The following is a 23,768-nucleotide window of genomic DNA, read 5'->3' as shown; positions in this document are numbered from 1 at the left end:
AGTATTTATCATGCTGTATACCTATCAGGGACTGAGTCCAAAAGCGTTACATGAACCTTGGGATGGTTGGGTTGCACCAACGGCTACTGTGATTGGCCAAGCGGAATTAGGGCGTCAGGTCAGCATCTGGTTTGGTGCTGTGGTTCGTGCTGATAATTGTGTGATTCGTATTGGTAACTTTTCCAATATTCAGGAAAATGCAGTGTTACATACTGATGCGGGCATTGAATTGAATGTGGGTGAATATGTCACGATTGGCCATAAAGTAATGCTGCATGGGTGTAGCATTGGTGATAATTCACTGATTGGTATGAATGCAGTAATTCTGAATCATGCCGTGATTGGGAAAAACTGTATTATTGGCGCTAATGCATTAATTCCTGAAGGAAAAATTATTCCAGATAATTCGGTGGTCATGGGTTCACCTGGTAAAGTAGTGAAAACCTTAGATGAGCAGGGCGCTGCACGATTACGTTTCAGTGCCTTACATTATGCAGAACATTATAAAAAATTCTTAGATTTAGAGCCGTTCCAGTTCTAATCATTGCAGTTGAAGAAGCCAAGTTTATACTTGGCTTTTTTATGGCGATAAAAAGACAATAACTCGCCTATCGCGTTTGAGTGGAGTATGATACGCGATGTTTTTTATCTCTTTTTCTCTAAGGTTTTTGCATGAAGTTGCTGGCATTGGAAACTGCAAATGAGCAGTGTTCTGTTTCATTCATCCATGATAATGAAGAACTCTATTTTCAATTGGATGAGCGAACCAAAGCACAAACCCAAACCATTTTGCCTTTAACTGAACAAGCCTTATTGCAAACTGGAACTGAGCTGGCCGATTTAACTGCGATTGCATTTAGCCGGGGTCCTGGTTCATTTAGCGGAGTACGCATTAATGCAGCGGTGGCACAGGCCCTCGCATGGTCTCAGGATTTACCTGTGATTCCTGTTTCTAGTTTACAGGCATTGGCGCAGGCGGCTTATCGTCTTAAGGGCTTAGCGCAAGTAACGGCGGTACTCGATGCACGTATGCAAGAAGTTTATATTGCGAATTTTAGTCTGGATGCACAGGGCATCATGCAGGCTATTGATGATGAGAAATTGTTGAATTATGAACAGGCTAGTGCCTATTGTAAATTTATAGCCATTGGCTCGGGTTCAGAATTAATTCAGCCCACCGAAATAAACTTAGAAGAGATTTCTGATCATCAATCCACAAATGTGAGTATCAAGGCAACGGCACAAGATATTGCTGCAATTGCTCGAGTTTATGCTGCACAACAAAAATGGGTGGATGCTGAACAGGCATTGCCAGTGTATTTACGTGATGATGCTTGGAAAAAAATTCCCGAACAAGGTAAATCGAATTAAGGTTAATTATGGATCTTTTATTGCTATTTAAAGCAGCAATTATGGGATTGGTGGAAGGGATTACCGAATTCCTCCCCATTTCGAGTACAGGGCACCTGATTTTAACAGGCCAGTTACTAGATTTCTGGACGGTTGAAAAACGAGATATGTTCGCGGTCGCAGTACAGATTGGTGCGATTGCTGCCGTAATTTATGAATATTGGGGTAAATTGTGGGGTGCACTCATTGGTGCGCTGACGGGGCAGGAACAAGGACGCCGTTTAAGTCTTAACTTGATTATTGCTTCAATCCCGATTGTGATTATTGGGCTGACCTTCGGTGATGTGGTCAAGGCTTATTTATTTAATGCGATTACAGTTGCGATTGCCTTGATTGTGGGTGGCTTTATTATTTTATGGGCGGAACGCCGTCCACATCAGATTGTTACGCAAGAAGTGGATGATCTGAGTTTTAAACAAGCTACTTTAATTGGTTTGATCCAGTGCTTGGCTTTATTTCCAGGAACGTCTCGTTCTGGTTCGACCATTATTGGCTCATTATTCTTAGGCGTATCACGTAAAGCAGCTGCAGAGTTTTCCTTCTTTTTAGGAATTCCAGTACTGATGGGTGCAGGCTTACTGGATATGTACAAGATGCGTCATGAGTTGCATAGCAATGACATGCTGGTATTAGGCGTTGGAATTATCGTTGCTTTTATTTCAGCATTGATAGTGATCCGTGCGTTGATCCGTTATGTGTCTAAACACGACTTCACTGCATTTGCTTATTATCGCATTATCTTTGGTTTATTTATTCTCGTGACATGGTGGACAGGTTGGGTGCATTGGTAATGCAGATGGGGTGTTGGTATGCAGCGGAATATGAAGAGCCGTTTCAACAACTACAGAACCGTTTAGCTGCACTGAATGTGCAGCTCAATGGACAAGTGGTTGAAAAAATCAATGCCCGTTTTTTACGCTTGAATCCTGACATGGCACTGGTTCTTGACGAGGATGGTCTCAGCCTTGCCGCCAATGGGATGAAAATGCAGCCGGATTGGCGTGCAGAAATTGCTCGTCTGAAAAGAGCCAGCCTAAAATCTGAAATGATTGCACGCGCATGCCAGTTGGGGGAAAAACCAACGTTGATTGATGCGACTGCCGGTTTAGGCCATGACAGTTTACTCATGGCTTATTTAGGTGCTGATGTTCGTTTGGTTGAACGTCATCCAATCTTGTTTGTGCTATTGGAATATAGCAAAGCAAGTGCTGAACAAGATCCTTTTTTGCAAAGCTTTATGCAGCGGATAACGTTGATTTATGCGGACTCCAACACGTATTTACAGCAACTGGTTCAGCATGGTGAGCAAGTGGATGTGATATATCTAGATCCAATGTTCCCACAGCGTGATCAGAATCAGCAGGCTGCCAAGAAACAGGCACAAGTCAAAAAACAAATGCAATTATTGCATATGTTGTTGCCTGAAGATGGGGAAATGGATTTAGGTGATCAATTGCTACATTTAGCAACACAGATTGCGAAGCGTGTCATAGTGAAACGTCCACGTCACGCAGTCTATTTGGCAGATCAAATTCCAGATCATCAATGGTTAGGTGATGCCTGTCGTTTCGATGCTTACTTTCCAAAAGATTAAATTTAAATCGGAATTGAATGATTGTTTGGCTTGCGTCAATGCTCGGTAAAAATTTGTGATATAGTGCAAAAGCATGATTGCTAAAAAATTCTTGTCGAGCTTACACTACAGTCACGCATTGCGTCTTTTAGGAAAAGTACTGCGCATTCAATCATTAGAATGGCATATTTTCAGTTTAGGCTTGAAAAGAGAAACTCCCGAAGAATTTTATGATAGACCTCAAACCCTCCATTAATATCTGGCATGATTTTAAAAGTAACCAAATTGCTGGCATGTGGTTGTTTCTGGGGTCACGTCGTTCCTTGCAGGTCGTCCATCCCTCGATTACCCAACTCATTATCTGGGGTATTTTAGGTGGCTGTACTAACTCGCTTTATAGCTGGCTGGTTGCTGGACAGATGGGGGAGTTTAATACACAAGGCCTGATTGGTTATGCCCTTTGGCCATTTATTGCCTTGATTGTGGGGATTTTCCTGTCGCAACGCATGAATCAGCCACGCTTAATGCTAGTGCCAGCCTTGTTATGGCTGGTACTGGATACCAATATTCTGCTGTTGCAATGCATCATTCAATATCTTGGCTCAAACGGCTATCTCAATTTTATTCCTGACAGTATTTATAACGGTTTTTTACCGCCTTTATTTGTTGGGCTGTTTGTTTGGCAAAGTCTGGCAGTCATTTGGGTGTTTTCTCGCGCTTTAAACTGGCCATGGTGGGAACGTGCTTTGGTCTTTGTCGCCACCATTGCCACCATGGTGGTTTGGCAACTTTCAGTGAAAGATCAGCCAATCTGGAAAGTTGAAGAAACGCCACCAAGCTTTGCCGAAAATGCATTTTATGCGCAAAGTCATTTGCTTGATAAAGCATTGAATCAGATTCAATATGGCGATATTGCCAAAAGTCACTGGTACTTTATGGGAGTCGCGGGCGATAGTTATGTGGATGTATTTAAGTCTGAAATCGAACGTATAAGAGAACAGTTCGATACGCGTTTTGGCACCTTTGGACGTTCTATTATGCTGATTAATAATCCAGCAACACGTTTGGACGTACCGATTGCATCTAAAACCAGTATGGAATTGGCTTTACGCCGTATTGGTCAACAAATGAATCGCGACAGTGATGTCTTGTTTCTTTACATGACTTCACATGGTGAGCGGAATCATTTTGAAATTGAAAATGCGCCTTTGGATTTAGATCAAGTTGATCCTAAATGGTTGAGGGAAACACTGGATAAGTCGGGTATTCGCTGGCGTGTGATTGTGATTTCAGCCTGTTATTCAGGGAGTTTTATTCCTGCATTACAGTCACCTGATACTTTAATTATTACGGCCTCTGCGGCGGATAAAACCTCTTTTGGCTGTAACAACGAAGCGGATTATACTTATTTCGGTCGAGCATTTTTTGACTTGGCAATGCGCGAACAATATTCAATGAAAACCGCATTTGAGCAGGCCAAACAAACAGTGACCAAATGGGAAGTTGCGCAGGGGGTGGAACCTTCTGAGCCGCAGTGGGCAATTGGGAAAAATATGGAGTTGATGCTGCCACAGCTTGAACCCTATTTATTTCCAGCCCAGAATATCGCATCAACAGATATAACGAGAACACAGGGTGATGAACATGCAGCTACTGCAAAAAAACCGTTGTTTTGAGGGCGAGCAACGCATTTATCAACTTGAGTCTCGGCACCTTAAGGGAACAACTAAAGTCGGGGTATATTTACCACCCGCTGCTTTAGCAGGCAAGCCTTGTTCCGCTTTGTTTTATCTTGCGGGACTGACCTGTACCGAAGAAACCTTTGCCATCAAGGCACATGCACAACGGATGGCTGCTCGACTCAGCCTGATTTTGATTACGCCTGATACTTCTCCGCGTGGAGATGATGTGGCTCAAGGTGATCACTGGGATATTGGTCAGGGTGCTGGCTTTTATCTCAATGCAACGCAACAGCCTTGGGCAGCGCATTATCAAATGGAGTCCTATCTGGTTGATGAACTCTATGCACAGGCCTTGCAAGAGTTGCCTGTGATCGAAAACCAAATCGGTATTTTCGGGCATTCGATGGGTGGACATGGCGCTCTGACCTTGGCCTTTAAATATCCAGAGCAATTTAAATCGGTTTCGGCCTTTGCCCCAATCTGTGCGCCCAGCATTTGCCCTTGGGGGGAAAAGGCATTTACACAATATTTAGGTGTGGATCAACAACAATGGCTTGCCCATGATGCGACGGCTTTGGTGCAGCAAAAAGGCAGTGTGTTCGATGAAATCTTAATTGATCAAGGTTTGGATGATCAGTTTTATGCGCAATTAAACCCTGAAAAATTTAAGCAAGCCTGTCTGGATGCAGGCCAACATCTGACTTTACGCCAACACAAAGGCTATGATCACGGCTATTATTTCATTCAAAGTTTTATCGACGATCATTTACAGTTTCATGCGATTCAGTTAGAGAAAAATTAAGAACCAAAAGGTTCTTAATTTTTTAGAGATTATAATTTTACTAACTCGACGCGTCTATTTTTTGCTTTACCTTCCTCTGAGTCATTCTTGGAAACGGGCTTGCTATCGCCAAAGCCTTGCGCCTTTAAACGAGATGGATCAATCCCCGCATCCGTCAATGCTTTGACGACCGTTTGTGCTCTTGCCTGAGAGAGTTTTAAGTTATGTGCGGATTCACCTGAGTTATCGGTATAGCCATTAATTGCAAGCTTGAGGGCGTCATCACTTTTCAACAAGTTCAGTATTTGCGTGATTTGTTCATCTGAGTTTGCTAACAGTGTAGCTTTGTCTGTTTCGAAGTTGATGTGTATATCCACTTTATTATATTGATCCAAGGCTGTTTTTAACTGACTTGCGGATAGGGGGCGTGCCGTTATGTCTATGGGGCGAGTTTCTAAGACCAATAGACCCGATGAATTTCCGCTTTGAGTGATTTGAAACCAGATATCTCGATCATTCTGATGAATCACATAGCTTTGTGTTGGATTATTATAAATATCACCTAAGCCCTCTACATACGATACCCCATATTTCTCTGAAAGTTGGGTGGCGAGTTCTGCCGGGATTTTACGGTCAGTGATTTTCTTCCCACCTAAGCGGGTAATAACGGCCTCTAAATTACGCTGTAACTCTAACAAGGAGGCCTGTTTGTTATTCTCTTCAGCATCGATTCGTCCATTAAAAAGCTTACCTTCAACTTTCTCTAGTCGATCCCCGACCCAGAACTCCATTTGAGCAAAGTTTTCAGTGGATTGATGAGCAAAATGATAGCCTTTAGGCAATTGAATAAATGGAAAATCTCCAAGTTCAATATTTGAAATCGGAATTTGATTGATGTTGAAGCTATCTGCTTTGGTCTGTGCTTTTGCTGATGGATGTTCTGTTGTCGCGGCACTTGTCTCGGCTGCCTCAGTTTTTTCTTGTTTTTTACTACAACCGATGATGGTTAGGCTGATGATTGTCGTTATTAAAATCACGGATGAAATTTTATTGTTCATATGTTTTCCCTAGTTAAGGCATACATGATATCCAAAACAAAATACGATTTTTAATTAACATAATTTAAGCTGACAGATCGAATTAGAAAATGATCTGCCAGCTGATTTAACACTTTTTCGGCGTTTAACTATGCTGCCATTCCGCTACAAATTCCTGTTGCGCCATACGATTTAAATGGTCAATCACGACCTGTTCCAGACGCGCTACATCTTCTTGTTGATTTTCAATCAGTACTGTTAAGTGTTGTTCCTGTGGCGTGAGCGTAACTGTCGCGGTTGGCATAAAAATTTTTGAATCTGTTTCAGTTTCCAAGACTTCAAACTTATGTTTCCAATGATTGACTAGACGTTTACTGATCCGTTTTCCTTCAGTCGTAGTGATATTGGTACTGCTATTCATATTGCTCTTCTATCCTAAAATTTCATTGAATAACATAGCAAAGCTAACAGGAGATAAAAACTGTCTAGATGCAACGTGGTGTTGCAAGGTTGCAATAATGACTTTGTAACAGACCTAAGCGGACTAAGTTTGCTATAATGCATGCATCATTTTTCTCAGAGTTTGCCAGGTCATCCATGTCCAAGCCTTATTTAATTGCACCTTCGATTTTATCTGCTGATTTTGCACGTTTAGGTGAAGATGTAGAAAAAGTGCTAGCTGCAGGTGCAGACGTTGTACATTTTGATGTGATGGATAACCACTATGTACCTAACCTGACTTTTGGTGCAGGGGTATGTAAGGCCCTGAAAAACTATGGTATCAAAGCGCCGATTGATGTGCATCTGATGGTATCTCCTGTTGATCGTATGATTGGCGATTTCTTGGATGCTGGTGCAGACATTATTACCTTCCATCCTGAAGCAACCGATCATATTGACCGTTCTTTGCAGTTGATTAAGGCTGGTGGTGCCAAGGCCGGTTTGGTTTTCAATCCAGCAACGCCGTTGCACTATCTTGATTATGTGCTGGATAAAGTCGATCAAATTTTATTGATGAGTGTTAACCCTGGTTTTGGCGGGCAAAAATTCATTCCAATGACGTTGGAAAAATTACGCCAAGCACGTCAGATTATTGATGCCAGTGGTCGCGATATCCGTTTAGAAGTCGATGGTGGTGTCGGGCCAGCCAATATTCGTGAAATTGCAGAGGCGGGTGCAGATATGTTTGTCGCAGGCTCAGCGATTTTTGGTCAACCTGACTATAAGACTGTAATTGATAAAATGCGTGCAGAACTGGCTCAAGTTGGTGCAACAGAAGTTTAGTATTTTCATTCTATTATTCACATAAGCTTGTGGATAACTTTGTTTATAACTCGGTGGATAACCGTGTTGATAAGCAGGTGGATAAGATGTTGTTAAAATAAACAAAATGATTTCAGTTGTTTATATTCACAGCAAAACAATCAAAAAAGGACAGTTTTCTGTCCTTTTTTTGTGCATTAACTTATTCATTTTGCTTTATTTTTACTCGTGCTTATTCGTAGATCAGTTCGTTTGATAAAGCAGCAGTTTAGGGTGGGATGTCGCTGCAATTATCGAAATTCAAATACAAAGATGATTGTGCATCACTGTAAAAAAACTTATCCTAGCTAGGCTAAATTCTTTTTTGATCATTGAAACAAGGAACATGAAGTGCAACTTCTTAAGCGATACAAACGTCTGTGGTTTGTATTCCTGATGATATTTTTCATCGGGGGAAGTGGCGTGGCTGTGGCTGCTGTTCAAGCGATTCAATCCGATCAAAACAGCTCAGTTTCAATTCCAAGCATGGCTTGTCATGATCAGCAAATGATGGATCAACATCATCATATGCAATCGAAAACAGATTCATTGCGTTCAGCACAGTGTCATGATGGGAAACTGCATAGCGATCAACATTGTCAGGACTGCAATAGTATCTCGCATTGTCAAAGCATTAATCTGGCTTTGGATCCGCATGGCCCAAGTTTAAGGGCTATACCCTTTTTAGAGCTGAATACCCGTACCAATACGGATTATCAAGCTCGACATCTTGCTGGCTACTGGCAAGAGATTCTACGCCCTCCTAAAGCCTAATCTGTCTTTACAGGCTCTTTCTGTCCATGAAAAGAGCAATTTGAAAAGTTAACAGATTAGGAAATTATCATGTCTTCAAAACTATACGCTGGCGTTGTTGCTAGCTTAAGTCTATTGTTTGCGCCTTATAGTCTGGCTGCAATTAAAGAATATCATCTGAACATTAATCAAGGGATGGTGAATGTCACGGGTAAGCCCGTCAAACGCATTACCGTAAACGGTAAATTTATCGCCCCGCTATTAGAGTTTGAAGAGGGTGATGAAGCGGTAATTCATGTGCATAACCAGCTTAAAAATCAAGATACTTCTTTGCATTGGCATGGACTGCTACTCCCAGGTTTGATGGATGGTGTGCCTGGTTTTAATGGTTTCCAAGGGATCAAGCCAAATGGCAGTTTTGAATACCGTTTCAAAGTACGTCAAAACGGCACCTATTGGTATCACGCACATAGCAAAGGACAGGAACAAGACGGTTTGTATGGCGCGTTGGTGATTTATCCAAAAGGCAAGCAACCTGTTGCTGCACATGAAAAAGCAGAGCGTGACTACGTGGTGATGTTGTCGGATTTCCATGAAACGGAAAGTGACAAGATCATGGCGAATTTGAAAAAGTCTGCTGAATACTATCAAAACCATCGAGAAACACTGGGTGATGTCTGGAAACAGGTTAAAACGCAAGGTTTAAAAGCTACATGGCAAGACCGTTCCGCATGGAATCAGATGCGTATGGCCAAAACTGACATAGGAGATGTAGACGGCTATACCTTCTTGGTCAATGGTCAGACCCCACAGCAAAACTGGACCGGTGCTTTTAAAGCAGGAGAAAAAGTACGCCTACGTTTTATCAATGCTTCTGCAATGTCTTTCTTTGATGTACGTATTCCCAACTTAAAAATGACTGTGGTCAGTGCCGATGGCCAGCCCGTGAAACCTGTTCCTGTGGATGAATTCCGTATCGGTACAGCTGAAACCTATGACGTACTGGTGGAACCAAAACAAGCCCATTATCAAATCGAAGCGGAGTCGATTGACCGTACTGGCTTCGCTATTGCGTCATTGCACAATGACATGACACCCAACACCCAAGCAGTTCAAATCCCTAAAGCGCGACCACGTGCCTTGTTGACCATGGAAGATATGGGCATGGATCACGGTGCACATGGTCAGATGGATATGAGCAAAATGAATCATGGTTCAGATCAGCCAATGAATATGGCTAAGATGGATCATAGCCAGCACCAGACGCCACAAGACCAAGCGAAAACCGCAACAACTTCGCAGCCAACGATGGATCATAGCGCACATGCTCAAATGGATATGAGCAATATGGATCATAGCCAGCATCAAGCAGCTACAACTAAGGACACATCAAATACGGATACCGTACAGGGCTGGGCCAATGCGGCAACGCCTGTGGGTCATAAAGCCTTAAGTTATGCAGATTTACAATCCTTAAATCCGCAGCCTGAAAGCTATAGTCGTCCAGCAGAACGTGAAGTGGTGATTCGTTTGGGTGGAACCATGGAGCGTTATATCTGGACCATTGATGGTAAGAAGTTTAGTGATCCTGACTTTAAGCCTTTAACCGTGCGTTATGGTGAACGTATCCGTCTTAAATTTGTCAATGACAGTATGATGGCGCATCCGATGCATTTACACGGCATGTTTATGCAGTTGGAAAATGGTCAGGCACCACAGGATATGCCGAATAAACATACCTTGATTGTGCCGCCAGGCAAGACCGTTACGGCTTTACTGACAGCGGATGAAATTGGAGAGTGGGCGATCCATTGCCACTTGTTGTATCACATGAGTGCGGGCATGATGAGTAAGTTGATTGTCGCCAATGTAGATGGAAGCACAGCTGCACCAGCAACCCCAGTTCAATCTTCTCAAGGAGCGAGCCATGCACATCACTAAGCAATCTTCCAAGATGAAACGATATACACAATTATTGGCGATGGGCGGATTGGTCTCTTCTTTAAGTGCATTCACTTTTGCACATGAAGGACATGATCAAATGATGCAAATGGATATGTCGGCGCAGCAGAATATGCCTATGAGCGCTTCCTCTGCGATGGATCATTTGCAACATCAAAGCTCAACTATTCCTCCACAGATGCCAAATAAAGATGAGCATGCGGGTCATTATAAGGAGCATGGTGGGCAAATCTATCAGGCGACACAGTTAGATACGCAATGGCTACTTGATGAAGATGGACAGGGCACACTCAAATCCAAGTTAAAAACTTGGGTGGGAACCGATGAAAATAAATTATTCATCCTTGCCGATTATGCCAAAGCCGAGTCAGAAAAATCGGAGCAAAGTCTGGCGGCGTTATATAGTCGAAACATTGCAGATTTCTGGGATGTACAAGCAGGGGTGAATTACCGATATAACCCTGACCGTGAAGTAGATAAGGAGCAATTTGAGGGTGTGGTCGGTTTACATGGCATGGCCCAGTATTTCTTTGAAACCGATGCGCATCTGTATATCGGACAAAATCAACAATGGCGCTTTGTGTTGGAAACAGAACGAGATCTGTTGTTGACGCAAAAATTGATTATGCAGCCTTATCTGGAAATGGAATGGGTACTGCGTGATGAATCCAAGTATGCGGCTAAAACCGGTCTTGCCGATGCAGAAGTGGGGGTCAAAACCCGCTATGAAATCGTCAAGAACCGCGTCATGCCTTTTATTGATGTTGGCTATGCTTATAGTAACGGGCGTAAGCAGACCAATTGGCAAACGGCCAGTGACTCTAAAACGGGTTGGATCTATGGCGCCGGTCTGTCGCTAAAGTTCTGATATTTTGTTTAAAATGTCATTTTTTCGAGATACTGTTGGTTTATACTGACAGTATCTTTTTTGAGTCATTCATGGTGCATAAATGGCTTTAGAACAACAACACAATCCAATAATAGATAAAGCAAACCCGTCGACCAATTTACGCGAAAAAGTTACAGGTGTGTCGGCCTCTCAGCTTGAATTGATTCCTGCTGATGGCAGTATGCATGTCAGTTTTTACTATATTCCCCATATGAGCAGTGCTGTAGAAGTACTGCGTGTTAGAAAAGCATTACTGCCTTTTTCAGATCAATTGATTGAACACAGTATTGATTTAGAAGCGCGTCATTTAGCGCTTTATCATCAAGATGCCATTCCTGAGGTAACAGTAGCACTGCAAGGTTTGAATCTGGGGGCAGAATTACAGCAAACCATGCCGCATTATGAACCGATGATACTGGCGACCTCTAAACAACATGTAGTTCAGAATAAATATGAGCAGCAAGATGAAAATGTCTTCAGTCTGATGCAGCAGTTTTTTTCAGCTGCTATCGAGCGATTTAAGCAATGGATAAGAGCTTTACGCAATAAACAGGATCAATAACATGCCAAGATGGATGTATGGCTTGCTGGTGATTGCACTCGGTTGGATGCTGTGGACAAAATGGATTAAGCCTACACCTGATATCAGTCAGGTTAGTACCCAGCAAGGTGTGCAAGTTGTGGCATTAGAAAATTATGAAGGTTCATTTCGGGTACTTTCAAGAGAAGACTATAACTTGGGGCGTGAAGCTGAGTTTTCGCCGATGGATATTGCCGTAGGTTGGGGTGATATGGCCAATCCTCAGGTCTACAAACAGATTAATATTTCTCAAAGTAACCGTTGGTATCGTTGGTCCATTGATCACGAACCTCCAATCCCACTTCGGCAGATCGCAACCCATAGTGCCAATATGCATTTGGTGCCTGCCAATGCCGCGATTGCCTCAAAAATGAAAAAAATTAAACAAGATGATTTGGTCTATTTAAAAGGGGCTCTGATTGAGATTCAGACCCAAGATGGCTGGCGTTGGAAGAGCTCCTTATCTCGAGAGGATACGGGTAATGGCGCATGTGAATTGATGCGGGTCGATCAGATTGTCTGGCAGTGATTCATCTCCATAGAAAGTTTTTTGTTTCAATATCTTAGTCGTTTTAGATACATAACAAATCACATAGTTTTCATGTTTTACAGTACACTGCTGCACCTAGGAGGACGACCTCCCTCGAAAAAATCACGTTGGGACGACCCGACACTCGATAAAGTTGAGCGTAATAAAATGGCATGGGCAATTTTAATTTTGGCAGGTATTTTTGAAGTCATTTGGGCATATTCCATGAAGATGTCTGAAGGGTTTACCAAGTTAACGCCAAGTATTGTGACCATTGTTTTCATGATTTTAAGTGTGGTATTACTTTCGATGTCGATGCGGACACTTCCACTTGGTACGGCATATACCATTTGGACAGGGATTGGTGCGATTGGTTCGTTTATTGTGGGAATCATGGTCTTGAATGAACCAATGACCGCAATGCGGATGGTCGCGGCGGTATTGATCGTATCGGGTCTAATGTTAATGAAACTGTCATCAAATTAATGAGCTAAGAAGCGTGTGATGCAACTGGTGTATATGTACATGGATTCTCCTGTAGGTGCATTAAAACTGGTTGCACATGATCAGGCGTTGGTCGCCGTGATGTGGGACAATGAAGACCATAAACGGGTACGGCTTTCTGAACTGATAGAAGATCGTCAGCATCCAATGCTGCATAAGGTTAAACAACAATTAGAACAGTATTTTGCAGGGCAACGCCAGCAATTTGATTTGCCTTTGGACTTTCAAGGTACCGCATTTCAGCAACAGGTTTGGCAGGCGTTATTGACCATTCCTTATGGGGAAACACGCAGTTATAAAGAGATTGCCGTGCAGTTAGGTAATGAAAAAGCCGTGCGTGCAGTCGGGGCAGCCAATGGTAAGAATCCGATTTCGATTATTGCGCCCTGTCATCGGGTGATTGGGTCGAGTGGCGCATTAGTTGGTTTTGCAGGTGGTCTAGATAAGAAGCAGATTTTACTGAGTTTAGAGCAAAACAAAGCTTAAATAATTTTAATTCCAAAGTCTGCATAGCCTCATAAATCTGTAATGGATCAGATGTATTTTGTGTAGGCATTCTTTTACTTTTCAAAGATGAAAAGTAACAAAAATCTTTTGTTGGACAGAGGGTACATCCATGTAGCCCCTGTCCAACGGGCGGCATCCATGCCGCCTCACGATAGCGATTGCTGCATGAATATCTTGTTAGAATCAGACAATGAAAGTACTTTTAATTTATAAATTATCCATGTCGTTAATACTCGATTTTAATCGCCTTTTGGAATAAGCTTAAGCCTTTCATAACAAGTTGAATGGAAGTTTAAAAATGGCTGTTGGTGACGTAACAATGCCACTTATGCATGTGGTGCAGGGTGTAAAAATTGGCTCAACTGAGGCGTATGTACGTTATCCAAATCGACGAGATTTAGTCATTTTTGAATTTGCCGAAGGCTCAAACGTTGCAGGGGTATTTACCCAAAGCGCCTTTGCTGCTGCACCTGTTCAATTGAGTAAAAAGCATTTGGCCGAGAACACACCACGTTACCTGATCATCAACACGGGTAATGCTAATGCCGCAACAGGAACCGTCGGTTATCAAAATGCACAAGCCACTTGTGCCAAGTTGGCTGAATTAGCTGGTGTTCAAGCCAATCAGATTTTACCCTTTTCAACTGGTGTGATTGGTGAGCAACTCCCAATTGAACGCTTATTGCAAGGCATTCAACCTGCATTAAATGATTTAAATGCCGATCGTTGGGCGGACGCTGCATCAGGCATCATGACCACAGATACCACACCTAAAGGTGCATCTGAACAGTTTGAACTGGATGGTGTAACCTATACCATGACGGGTATTAGTAAAGGTGCAGGCATGATTCGTCCAAACATGGCGACCATGCTGAGTTTTGTGGCAACCGATGCCCCGATTCGTGCTGAACTGGTACAGCGTTTATTGCAAACTACGGTTGAGCATTCCTTTAACCGCATTACCATTGATGGTGATACTTCGACCAATGACTCTTGTATCTTTGTGGCAACGGGTCTGGCTGGTGGTGCTGAAATCCAGAGCCAAGACGATGCACGTTATCAACAAGTGCTCGATGTGCTTGCACGTATCATGAATCGTTTGGCGCAATTGATCGTGCGTGATGGTGAGGGTGCAACCAAGTTCATTACCGTTCAGGTGGAAGGCGGAGCCAATACCCAAGAATGTTGTGATGTTGCCTATAGTGTTGCCGAGTCGCCACTTATTAAAACAGCTTTATTTGCTTCAGATCCAAACTGGGGTCGTATTGTGATGGCGATTGGTAAAGCGGGTGTACCGAACTTAGATACCAGCAAGGTTCAAGTCTGGCTGGGTGATGTACAGATTTGCCTAGATGGTGGTGCAAACCCGGACTATACAGAAGCAGCGGGCGCAGCAGTCATGGCTGAGAAAGAAATTAGCATTCGTATCGACCTCGGTCGTGGTACAGCAAAAGACACGGTTTATACCTGTGACTTTTCTTATGACTATGTCAAAATTAATGCCGATTATCGCTCATAAATTTGCGTTATAATAAAGCCTCCACAGTGGGGCTTTTTTTATAAGCTAGTTTGTGGATGAGGTGATTTTTCCCAAATGATCACGCCATTACCCACGTTAAAAGTTTGCAGTGATGCAAGCACGCAGGATAGAGAAGACGTTTTATGAATGATGCGAATTTAATTGCGAACGAAGCCAAAAATATTGTGCAGGCGCATTTAGATCGTTTGGGCGAGCCAAAGGACAATCGCCTTAGCCCAGAAGTGAAACAAGAAAAGTTTGCCCAAATTGCAGCCGAGTTGAAAAAACGTAATGCAGTGCTTGTGGCTCACTATTACTGTGATCCTGAAGTGCAAGAGCTTGCCGAACTGACAGGTGGTTGTGTTTCTGATTCATTGGAAATGGCGCGTTTTGGTCGTGATCATCCTGCGACTACCTTGGTGGTTGCTGGGGTGAAGTTTATGGGGGAAACCTCTAAAATTTTATCACCAGAAAAAACCGTATTGATGCCAACTTTAGAAGCAACCTGTTCACTCGATTTGGGTTGCCCTGTGGATGAGTTCACAGCATTCTGCGATCAACATCCTGATCATACTGTGGTGGTGTATGCCAATACCTCAGCGGCTGTCAAAGCGCGTGCCGATTGGGTGGTGACTTCAAGTTGTGCGGTTGAGATTATTGAGCATTTAGATAGTTTGGGTGAAAAAATTATTTGGGCACCAGATCAGCATTTAGGTCGTTATATTCAAAAGAAAACAGGTGCTGAAATGTTGTTGTGGGATGGCGCATGTATCGTGCATGAAGAATTCCGTGCGCGTGGTATTGCGCAAATGAAAGCGCTTTACCCTGATGCGGCGGTATTGGTTCATCCTGAGTCACCTGAATCGGTGGTGGATATTGCAGATGCAGTGGGGAGTACTTCACAACTGATCAAAGCTGCACAGACCTTGCCGCATAAACAAATGATTGTGGCAACAGATCGGGGCATTTTCTATAAAATGCAGCAAGCAGCGCCAGATAAGGAATTATTTGAAGCACCAACTGCAGGTGAGGGGGCAACTTGTCGTTCATGTGCACATTGCCCGTGGATGGCAATGAATGAACTGGATGGTATTTTGCATGTATTACAACATGCTGATCAAGAAATACACGTCGATCCAGCCTTAGCTGAACGCGCGAAATTACCCTTAGATCGAATGTTGAACTTTAGTGCTTCTTTGAAACGCTAAAATGTCTGAAAATGCTTGTTAAATATACATTTGATAAGGATTTATTAGTTTTTTGAAAAATAGGTGTTGACGTTCTAAGGCGTCACGCCTAGAATGCACACCGTACCGCACGATGTGCGATACAGTAAAAGCTGAAAAGAAATCGGAGCATAGCACAGCCTGGTAGTGCACCTGGTTTGGGACCAGGGGGTCGTAGGTTCGAATCCTACTGCTCCGACCATTTAAAATATGTTGAAAAACATAGTTTTAAATATCGGCGAAGTATAGTGATAGTATTATCATCGTTATGCGCCTGTAGCTCAGTTGGATAGAGCATCCGCCTTCTAAGCGGATGGTCACAGGTTCGAATCCTGTCAGGCGCGCCATTTTGGCAGCTTGGTATATAGAATCAAAGTTTGATGGTGGATGTAGCTCAGTTGGTAGAGCCCTGGATTGTGATTCCAGTTGTCGCGGGTTCGAATCCCGTCATTCACCCCAATTTCGGAGCATAGCACAGCCTGGTAGTGCACCTGGTTTGGGACCAGGGGGTCGTAGGTTCGAATCCTACTGCTCCGACCATCATCTTAAAAGATGAGATAAAATACCGCTAAGTTAGCGGTTTTTTTACGTCTGGATTTTTGAATTTAATAGCTTAAATTGAGTCCGTAGCCATAGGTCGAGGCGTACCAATTCACGATAAATGTAGAGATTAAAAATATAAGAACTAAGATCATGATGAATTTATAGCTAGCTTTTCTTGCCGCTATAAGGTAACCAGCCAACATGCTTAAGATGAACCAAAACCAAGTATAGATCATTAAAAAGTTCTTAAATGAACCGCTACAACCTTCTATACATGGCCTTTTATGCTTTACTAAGTTAACAAAAGCTTCATGTGAAAATTGCATCAAAACAATGGTAATAATTAGACCTAAGATAGGGTATAGAATCTTTTTTATCATTTGATCTCAATTAATTAATAGCTTAAATTCAGTCCGTAACCATAACCAGTTGAATACCAAGAAAGAAAAACTAATAAAAAAATAATTAAAATAATAAAGGAAGAAATTGTTTTATAACCAACTTTTCTTAATGAGAATAAGTATCCGATGATTCCTCCTGAAAAGAGGCTTGTCCAAGTAAATGTTCTTGCAATTATTAGAAAATCAGTACTACATCCTTCTCGGCATCTCGATTGACCTGTATAAATTAAACTAAAAAACTGAGGTACAATAAAAATGATTATTGCAACGGCTTTGTTGCACAAAGATTTGAAAGGCAAAGCGCCCCTAATTGAGCCAAATTTAAGGCGTAACTTGGGTAAGTGGTCGACCTAATTCCGTAAATCTGTTGAGGACTGCTACACGTGCATGAACCTCATTGACTTGGCTATCAAAGCTCCTTGCACTGAGTTTATCTCTTAATAATTTGATGCAGTGCATTTTAGTCTCAACCAAACTTCGGCGATGATAGCCTGACCATTTTTTCCATAGTGTCCTACCTAAACGTTTAATTGTTCGAAGTAATTCATTTCGCTCTAGCGAGCTACTCTTTGTATCTTTCCATGGTTTCGCATTTTTTCTAGGTGGAATCACCGCATGTGCTTGCCGATCTGCAATGACCTGACGGCATTGCTTGGTGTCATAAGCTCCATCGGTATAAACAGAGTCAATCTGCTCATCTTGTGGAATCTGATTAAGTAAATCACCAAGCACCTGTGAATCACAGACATTATTGGTTGTGAGCTGAATAGCGCGTATTTGTAGGGTTTTGGCATCTATACCAATATGTAGTTTACGCCATTGGCGACGATATTCAGCTCCATGTTTCTTGCGTTTCCATTCGCCCTCACCTAGAAACTTCATCCCTGTAGAGTCTACGAGTAGATGCAGCCCATCGCTACTTTTTTGGTAGCTGATTGCAATATCAATATGCTTTTGTCTTCTACAAAGCGTACTGTAATCTGGTGCGGTCCAATTTAATCCGCAAAGTTTAATCAGACTTTGCACAAAGCCAGTGACCATACGTAAAGATAGACGGAATAAGGATTTAATCATTAAGCAGCATTGGATGGCTGCGTCGGAGTAGGTTTGATTTCGCCCTTGTTTGCCTTTTGATGGAGCATACCATTGCGTAGCAGGATCAAACCAAAGGGCAATATTTCCGCGATTAATGAGTGCTCGGTTATATGCGGGCCAATTGGTTGTGCGGTAGATTTTGTGTGTAGGCTTCTTCATTTGAAAATTATATCGCTGAAAAAGCCTTTACAGATAGGTTTGTGCAACAAAGCCTTTTGTAATTATAGGTGGTGGTTCGGCAGGCTCGGTATTGGCTGGGCGATTATCTGAGAACCCAAATATTTCGGTATGTTTATTAGAAGCTGGTGGTGATGGAAATAGCTGGTTGGTAAATACACCTTCAGCAGCTGTGATCAGTATTCCAACTAAAATTAATAACTGGGCTTTAGAAACCATTCCACAAAAAGGTTTAAATGGGCGTAAAGGTTATCAACCTCGTGGAAAATGCTTGGGGGGTAGTTCTGCGATCAATGCGATGGTCTACATCCGTGGTCATCATAGCGACTACGACCATTGGGCTGCTTTAGGCAATACAGGATGGTCTTATCAGGATGTATTGCCATACTTTATAAAATCAGAGCATAACGAGCGCATTCGTAATGAATATCATGGTCAACACGGGCCATTGAATGTCAGTGAATTACATTCTGACAATCCATATCAAAAGACCTTTGTTGAAGCTGCGAAGCAGGTCAATTATCCACTCAATGATGACTTTAATGGCGCAGAACAAGAAGGGCTAGGGGTTTATCAGGTCACACAAAAAAATGGCGAACGTTGGAGCGCAGCGCGCGGTTACCTGTTTCCTTATTTAGGTAAACGCCCGAATTTACAGGTCATTACTCAAGCTAAAGTGGCCCGTATCGTGATTGAAAATGGTCGTGCAGTCGGGGTGGAATATAAACACAACGGACAAAGCACGGTTGTTCGTGCCAATAAAGAAGTTCTGTTGTCTGCTGGGGCATTCCAGTCGCCCCAAGTCTTGATGTTGTCGGGGATTGGTCCACGTCAAGAACTGGAAAAACACGGTATTCCTGTAATTAAAGATTTAGCAGGTGTTGGTGAAAATCTGCACGATCATCCTGACTTTATTTTTGCTTATAAGACTAAGCAAATGGAAGGAACCTTTGGGGTGTCAGTTGGGGGCAGTATTGATTTGGTCAAACAGATCGGGCGTTATCGTAAAGAACGTCGTGGTTTGATTACGACCAATTTTGCTGAATGTGGTGGATTCCTAAAAAGTCGCCCTGAGTTGGATAAACCTAACTTACAACTGCATTTTGTGATTGCAGTGGTGGATAACCATGCGCGAACCATGCATATGGGGCATGGGATTTCATGTCATGTCTGCTTGCTGAATCCGCGTGCGCGGGGTTCAGTCAAACTCAGTGGCAAAAATGTCGATGATCCACTATTAATCGACTTTAAATTCCTTGAGGATGAACAAGATCTGCAAGATATGGTTGATGGTTTTAAAGTCACCCAAAAGTTAATGAACGCACCCGCTTTAAGTGAAAAAATTAAAGAAGATATGTTTACAGCCAATGTGCAGACTGATGATGAAATTCGTGAGATTTTGCGCCAACGTGTCGACACGGTCTATCACCCCGTTGGCAGTTGTAAAATGGGTGTGGATGAGATGGCGGTGGTCGATCCTGAGCTAAAAGTGTATGGCATTGCAGGACTGCGCGTGATTGATGCCTCAATTATGCCAACCGTGGTCAATGGCAATACTAATGCACCGACCATTATGATTGCTGAAAAAGCGGTAGATTTGATTCGTCAAGCTTGGAAGTAAGTTCTAAGTTATTGTGGAGCTAAGGTATTCGCCTTAGCTCTTTTCATTTTCAGTGTTGTTACGTGGCGTTTCCAGCATACGTGGAAAAGTAAAATTATAATCTTGCAGTGCATAGCGGAATAATTGAGCAGGGCGCTTGCCGACAATTTTTTGCTGCCCTGTTTCCTCAACGGCACCTGCTTCCTGCATACGCCGTCTAAATGATTTTTTTTCTAATGTATGACCTAAAATAATTTCATAAATGGTCTGTAATTCGGTCAGAGTAAAAAGCTCTGGCATCAAGCTAGCTGGAAGAGCGGTGTAACGGGTTTTATTGGCAAGGCGATCATAAGCGAGTTGGAGTAGCTGTTTGTGATCAAAGGCTAGATCCAGCTGTAATGCCTGTTCGATCGGAAGCCATTGACTATGCTCAGTGGTGTGACTTGTTTGAGTTTCAAATTGGTCAAAATCAATCAGGGCAAAATATAAAGCGGTGATGGACCAACCGCGTGGATCACGATGTTGATTGCCAATGGTTTCGACTTGTTCTAGGTAAGGGGAGTGAATCCCTGTTTTTTCAAGCAGTTTTCGGTGCGCCGTTGCGATTAAATCGGGATCGGTTTTTAAATCGACAAAGCCACCCGGTAGCGCCCATTTGCCTTTTTCGGGAAAGTTGGAGCGTTGAATCATTAAGACTTGTAATTGACCTTTTGCTACAGAAAAAATGGCCATATCGACTGTAAACAGAGGCGTGTCATAGTCTGTTTTTTGATAGTGGGCAAGGTATTCCTGTTCGGAGGTATGGATAGTTTCCTTACTCATAGAAATATTAAGAAATCGGAATAAAGTAATATCATAGCGGAGTCTTATTGGGTTCTCATCATATTTTAGGATAAGCCACTACGTCTTGCACTGTACTAAAACTTTAATCGCTTGAGTTTGTTCAGGCTCGACCTGAGAGGCGTTTAAAGCTTCGCAAGTGTTTTGGCAAAAGTAGGCAAAACCTGAGGTACGGCAAAGATTGATAATCTTTGCCGTACCATAAGGCGAAAGTTATGCTTAAGTGCTTAACTATTCATTTCATTGATCTTGCACTATGCAAAGCTTTAGTCGCTTTGGCTTGTTCTGGTTGCGGATGACTTTTCCGAGTATCTAATTAATGGATGTGTTTAATCTTAAAGAGTTTTGCTTAGATCAATCTCTCCCGAATTTGATCAAGTGAGCATTCTCTTAACAATTGACCATTTTCAAATACTGTTTGCAGTGCCCCCATCTTCTCCTGTTCAAAGCTTTGTTGATCAAAGAGCTCAAAACCATTTTCAGTTTGTTCAACCCGTAACAAACCTTTGGCTGACTTTTTAACACCTGAATCTGTTACAGGGTCTTTAAATAGTTCACGACCGACACCGTTAACCTGACCCCAAGTGGCTTTGACTGCAAAACCAAAGCTATCACGAGTCAAATAGTTATAAGTATAGCTGCCGATTCCAAAGACCAGATTATTGGAAGCAAAGCCTTTGGCCTCCAAACCTTTTAAGATATTTTGGGCACGTTCTAGGGTAATCGAGTCACCATAAATCAAGCCAACCCGTTCATTTAGGACCTTATAGCCTTGCGCTGTTTCGGTACCGCCAAAAATTTCCCATAAACATTGCACAGCACCTTTATAAGCAGGGCTATCTATTTCAGCATCAGGATCACCGCAGATAATTTTCACGGGATCACCTGAATCTGGACGAAACACCACTTTGGCGAGTCCGAGGGCATTGGGTTGGCGTTTTAAAATCTCCGCTTTTAATTCCACACTAAACTCGGTAATCACACGCCAGAAATCCCAAGTATCTGAAACGATACTGACCACGCCCGCAGGATAGAGTTCACAGATCAAACGTCTAAAGGTCTCGATTTCACTTTCTTCACTGCCCATACACATTACACTGTGTTCTGTTGCAGGTACTGAAACGCCCACCACGCCAGTTGCATTGTAATATTCTTCGGCATAATCAATGGAAGCAACTGAATCTGTCCCAATAAAACTGGTTAAGTGACCCACACCCGATTGAGCAGCATCATAGATCCCGCTCATCCCTCGGCTACTAAAATCATGGCCTTGAACAGCAACAAACTCTAAAGCTGCACCTGTTTTTTCTGCATATTGGGTCAACAAGCGTTTGTATTCATAGGCAATGCTGGCAGTGGTACAGCTTTTCCATAGCTCGGCACTGAGCACGGTTTCAATATAGTTGGTTAGCCAAAAGAAATTCGGGTCAGTATTGATAATGGTCAATACCGGCACTTTGATATTGACGCGGCTACCTTCTGGCAAGGCTTTAATTTTTAATGGTAAATAGCCAAGATCGTGTAAGGCCTCGATGTGCTCGACAGGTACTGCACCTTCACCTAAAGAATTGTCCATACGGCGTTTATAGGCTGCGACCACTTTGGCTTTAGGTTGATTGAAGAAGCCTTCATTCCAGGTTTCAATCAAAAAGTGTTTGATAAAGCCTTGTAGGCCAAAGAACACAATCTTGTCATCAAAATCCGGCAGCATTTTGGCTAAACGTGATGAACGCGGGGTAAAGTTGGCATAGACGTATTCAGTTCCCACTGGATACTGGCGACGGTGGTCGGCTTTATAGAAATCAATTGCATTGAGTGGGTTAATTTTAATACTCATTTTTATTGGCCTCGTGCTTTAAATCTTAATTTTGAAAATTGATAATATTGAGTTTGCTTGCTTCTGTTTGAGGCAGGCTATTGCTGCTAAAGACCTGATCGACCAAGCCATCAAATACCGCGAGACCTTTGCTAAAAATGCCATGCGTGACATATAAAATAATGTTTTGGCAGTTTAGGCTGCGCAGTTGTTTGGCAATGCCAATAAAGGTTGCACCACCATCGCAAATATCATCGGTGATTACGGCGGTTTTTCCTGTCAAATCAGGACTATCCACCGCGGTTGTTCTAATTTTGCCAGTGCTTGGATCGCGTTTCTTTTCACAGTGAACCACTTCTATGGCCTGTTGGCGTTGCGGATTGATACCGTTTGCAATCGCTTGAGTGCGTTGTATTGCGCCGGCATCGGGGCAGATCAATATCGTATTGTCGGCACTTAAAATCTGCATCAATGCTGGGCTTTGCTGGATAATCTCAATCGGTTCGATATTGATCACCTGTTGAAAGCGGGTATTTTTGCGCAACAGCTCCAGCGTCACTGGACTATGGCAATCCCACACCACAATTTTCTGACGTTGTCCTGCAAATTTTTCACTATTACTATTTAATAACTTGGTCATTAAATCCAGTGAGAAGGCCTGACCTTGTGCACAGATACGGTCTTGACGTGCATAGGGAAAATAAGGGATTTCCACCGAAAGGCGAGTGCCTTGTTGCAGTAACACATTTTCCAGTAATAGATAATCCATCACATCTGAACTGTTATGCAGTGAAGCTTTGATCTGAGTGTCAGCTGTTAATTGGTTTAATAATTCAGGTTGTAGTTGAATATGACGTTCACCACCTGAAAACTGCAAAAACTCGATGGGAACATTCGCTTGAGCTGTCATAAGTTGAATCGTCATTTTTAGTTTCTCTTTTATAGTGGCTTAAAGCCAGTAAATATATATTGGCATAATGACACTATTAAATGCAAGTGTTAAATTTGAGCGTTTTAATAAAAATAGGGCAAAAATTCAGAA

The 23,768-nt window shown here is 42.6% G+C and carries 23 protein-coding genes and 4 tRNA genes; 21 read left to right on the top strand and 6 right to left on the bottom strand.

What is annotated here, in order from left to right; translation table 11 throughout:
* The first annotated feature begins 13 nt into the window (after positions 1-13).
* From F895_RS14305 to fghA, 6 genes are all read left to right on the top strand, one after another.
* A complete protein-coding gene (locus F895_RS14305; protein WP_168926850.1) occupies positions 14-541 on the top strand; it encodes a gamma carbonic anhydrase family protein in 528 nt (175 codons plus the stop codon).
* A 131-nt stretch (positions 542-672) separates the two neighbouring features.
* Positions 673-1,371 carry a tRNA (adenosine(37)-N6)-threonylcarbamoyltransferase complex dimerization subunit type 1 TsaB gene (gene tsaB / locus F895_RS14310; RefSeq protein WP_005239545.1) on the top strand — a complete coding sequence of 233 codons (699 nt, stop codon included), beginning with the start codon at positions 673-675 and terminating at the stop codon, positions 1,369-1,371.
* Between the two features lie 8 nt (positions 1,372-1,379).
* Positions 1,380-2,201 carry an undecaprenyl-diphosphate phosphatase gene (locus F895_RS14315; RefSeq protein WP_005239543.1) on the top strand — a complete coding sequence of 274 codons (822 nt, stop codon included), beginning with the start codon at positions 1,380-1,382 and terminating at the stop codon, positions 2,199-2,201.
* A complete protein-coding gene (locus F895_RS14320; protein ID WP_005239542.1) occupies positions 2,201-3,004 on the top strand; it encodes a class I SAM-dependent methyltransferase in 804 nt (267 codons plus the stop codon). The genes F895_RS14315 and F895_RS14320 overlap by 1 nt, the downstream gene beginning before the upstream one ends.
* A gap of 209 nt (positions 3,005-3,213) precedes the next feature.
* On the top strand, positions 3,214-4,659 hold the full coding sequence (locus F895_RS14325) for a C13 family peptidase (RefSeq protein ID WP_005239541.1): 1,446 nt from the start codon (positions 3,214-3,216) through the stop codon (positions 4,657-4,659).
* Complete coding sequence (gene fghA, locus F895_RS14330) at positions 4,628-5,467, top strand: S-formylglutathione hydrolase (protein ID WP_005239540.1); 840 nt, start codon at positions 4,628-4,630, stop codon at positions 5,465-5,467. The genes F895_RS14325 and fghA overlap by 32 nt, the downstream gene beginning before the upstream one ends.
* Before the next feature lie 29 nt (positions 5,468-5,496).
* On the opposite strand, the gene F895_RS14335 is transcribed toward fghA, so the two are convergent.
* Positions 5,497-6,504, bottom strand: a complete 1,008-nt coding sequence (locus F895_RS14335) for an OmpA family protein (protein WP_005239539.1) — start codon at positions 6,502-6,504, stop codon at positions 5,497-5,499.
* A gap of 124 nt (positions 6,505-6,628) precedes the next feature.
* Positions 6,629-6,904: a DUF2218 domain-containing protein gene (locus F895_RS14340; RefSeq protein WP_005239538.1), complete on the bottom strand. Its 276-nt coding sequence runs from the start codon at positions 6,902-6,904 to the stop codon at positions 6,629-6,631.
* A 176-nt stretch (positions 6,905-7,080) separates the two neighbouring features.
* Between F895_RS14340 and rpe the strand changes: the two genes are divergently transcribed.
* From rpe to F895_RS14405, 14 genes are all read left to right on the top strand, one after another.
* On the top strand, positions 7,081-7,767 hold the full coding sequence (gene rpe / locus F895_RS14345; RefSeq protein WP_005239537.1) for a ribulose-phosphate 3-epimerase: 687 nt from the start codon (positions 7,081-7,083) through the stop codon (positions 7,765-7,767).
* A 369-nt stretch (positions 7,768-8,136) separates the two neighbouring features.
* Positions 8,137-8,559 carry a hypothetical protein gene (locus F895_RS14350; RefSeq protein WP_005239536.1) on the top strand — a complete coding sequence of 141 codons (423 nt, stop codon included), beginning with the start codon at positions 8,137-8,139 and terminating at the stop codon, positions 8,557-8,559.
* A 69-nt stretch (positions 8,560-8,628) separates the two neighbouring features.
* Positions 8,629-10,479, top strand: a complete 1,851-nt coding sequence (locus F895_RS14355) for a copper resistance system multicopper oxidase (protein ID WP_005239535.1) — start codon at positions 8,629-8,631, stop codon at positions 10,477-10,479.
* Entirely contained in the window at positions 10,466-11,368 is a 903-nt protein-coding gene (locus F895_RS14360; protein WP_005239534.1) for a copper resistance protein B, read from the top strand. The genes F895_RS14355 and F895_RS14360 overlap by 14 nt, the downstream gene beginning before the upstream one ends.
* An 82-nt stretch (positions 11,369-11,450) precedes the next feature.
* On the top strand, positions 11,451-11,951 hold the full coding sequence (locus F895_RS14365) for a hypothetical protein (protein WP_005239533.1): 501 nt from the start codon (positions 11,451-11,453) through the stop codon (positions 11,949-11,951).
* Position 11,952: 1 nt separating this feature from the next.
* The gene (locus tag F895_RS14370) at positions 11,953-12,498 is read left to right on the top strand and encodes a hypothetical protein (protein WP_005239532.1); all 546 of its coding nucleotides are present in this window, start codon (positions 11,953-11,955) and stop codon (positions 12,496-12,498) included.
* 168 nt (positions 12,499-12,666) lie between these two features.
* Positions 12,667-12,984 (top strand): DMT family transporter, encoded by a 318-nt coding sequence (locus F895_RS0118830; protein ID WP_005272952.1) that lies wholly within the window; start codon positions 12,667-12,669, stop codon positions 12,982-12,984.
* An 18-nt stretch (positions 12,985-13,002) separates the two neighbouring features.
* Entirely contained in the window at positions 13,003-13,488 is a 486-nt protein-coding gene (locus tag F895_RS14375; RefSeq protein WP_005239530.1) for a methylated-DNA--[protein]-cysteine S-methyltransferase, read from the top strand.
* 319 nt (positions 13,489-13,807) lie between these two features.
* Positions 13,808-15,028 (top strand): bifunctional glutamate N-acetyltransferase/amino-acid acetyltransferase ArgJ, encoded by a 1,221-nt coding sequence (argJ, locus tag F895_RS14380; RefSeq protein WP_005239527.1) that lies wholly within the window; start codon positions 13,808-13,810, stop codon positions 15,026-15,028.
* A 143-nt stretch (positions 15,029-15,171) separates the two neighbouring features.
* Entirely contained in the window at positions 15,172-16,236 is a 1,065-nt protein-coding gene (gene nadA / locus F895_RS14385; protein ID WP_005239526.1) for a quinolinate synthase NadA, read from the top strand.
* Between the two features lie 143 nt (positions 16,237-16,379).
* Positions 16,380-16,456, top strand: a tRNA-Pro gene (locus F895_RS14390).
* A 68-nt stretch (positions 16,457-16,524) separates the two neighbouring features.
* Positions 16,525-16,601: transfer RNA gene (locus F895_RS14395), tRNA-Arg, on the top strand.
* Between the two features lie 36 nt (positions 16,602-16,637).
* Positions 16,638-16,713, top strand: a tRNA-His gene (locus F895_RS14400).
* Positions 16,714-16,717: 4 nt separating this feature from the next.
* Positions 16,718-16,794 (top strand) — tRNA-Pro (locus F895_RS14405).
* 725 nt (positions 16,795-17,519) lie between these two features.
* On the opposite strand, the gene F895_RS14415 is transcribed toward F895_RS14405, so the two are convergent.
* Entirely contained in the window at positions 17,520-18,452 is a 933-nt protein-coding gene (locus F895_RS14415; protein WP_000743262.1) for an IS5 family transposase, read from the bottom strand.
* A 91-nt stretch (positions 18,453-18,543) separates the two neighbouring features.
* Here F895_RS14415 and F895_RS14420 point away from each other — a divergent pair, with 91 nt between their 5' ends.
* Complete coding sequence (locus F895_RS14420; protein ID WP_005239523.1) at positions 18,544-20,091, top strand: GMC family oxidoreductase; 1,548 nt, start codon at positions 18,544-18,546, stop codon at positions 20,089-20,091.
* Between the two features lie 33 nt (positions 20,092-20,124).
* Here the strand turns inward: F895_RS14420 and F895_RS14425 are convergent, their stop codons facing one another.
* The 3 genes from F895_RS14425 to prs all read right to left on the bottom strand — a co-directional run bounded on the left by F895_RS14425 (position 20,125) and on the right by prs (position 23,651).
* Positions 20,125-20,892 (bottom strand): ADPR responsive transcriptional repressor NtrR, encoded by a 768-nt coding sequence (locus F895_RS14425; protein WP_005239522.1) that lies wholly within the window; start codon positions 20,890-20,892, stop codon positions 20,125-20,127.
* A 367-nt stretch (positions 20,893-21,259) separates the two neighbouring features.
* On the bottom strand, positions 21,260-22,747 hold the full coding sequence (locus F895_RS14430; protein ID WP_005239521.1) for a nicotinate phosphoribosyltransferase: 1,488 nt from the start codon (positions 22,745-22,747) through the stop codon (positions 21,260-21,262).
* Positions 22,748-22,772: 25 nt separating this feature from the next.
* Entirely contained in the window at positions 22,773-23,651 is an 879-nt protein-coding gene (gene prs / locus F895_RS14435; RefSeq protein ID WP_005239520.1) for a ribose-phosphate diphosphokinase, read from the bottom strand.
* Positions 23,652-23,768 lie beyond the last annotated feature (117 nt).

Origin of the sequence: Acinetobacter sp. CIP 64.2 (assembly GCF_000369645.1) — a bacterium.
Lineage (GTDB): Bacteria > Pseudomonadota > Gammaproteobacteria > Pseudomonadales > Moraxellaceae > Acinetobacter.
This window is presented reverse-complemented; position numbering and strand designations above follow the sequence as displayed.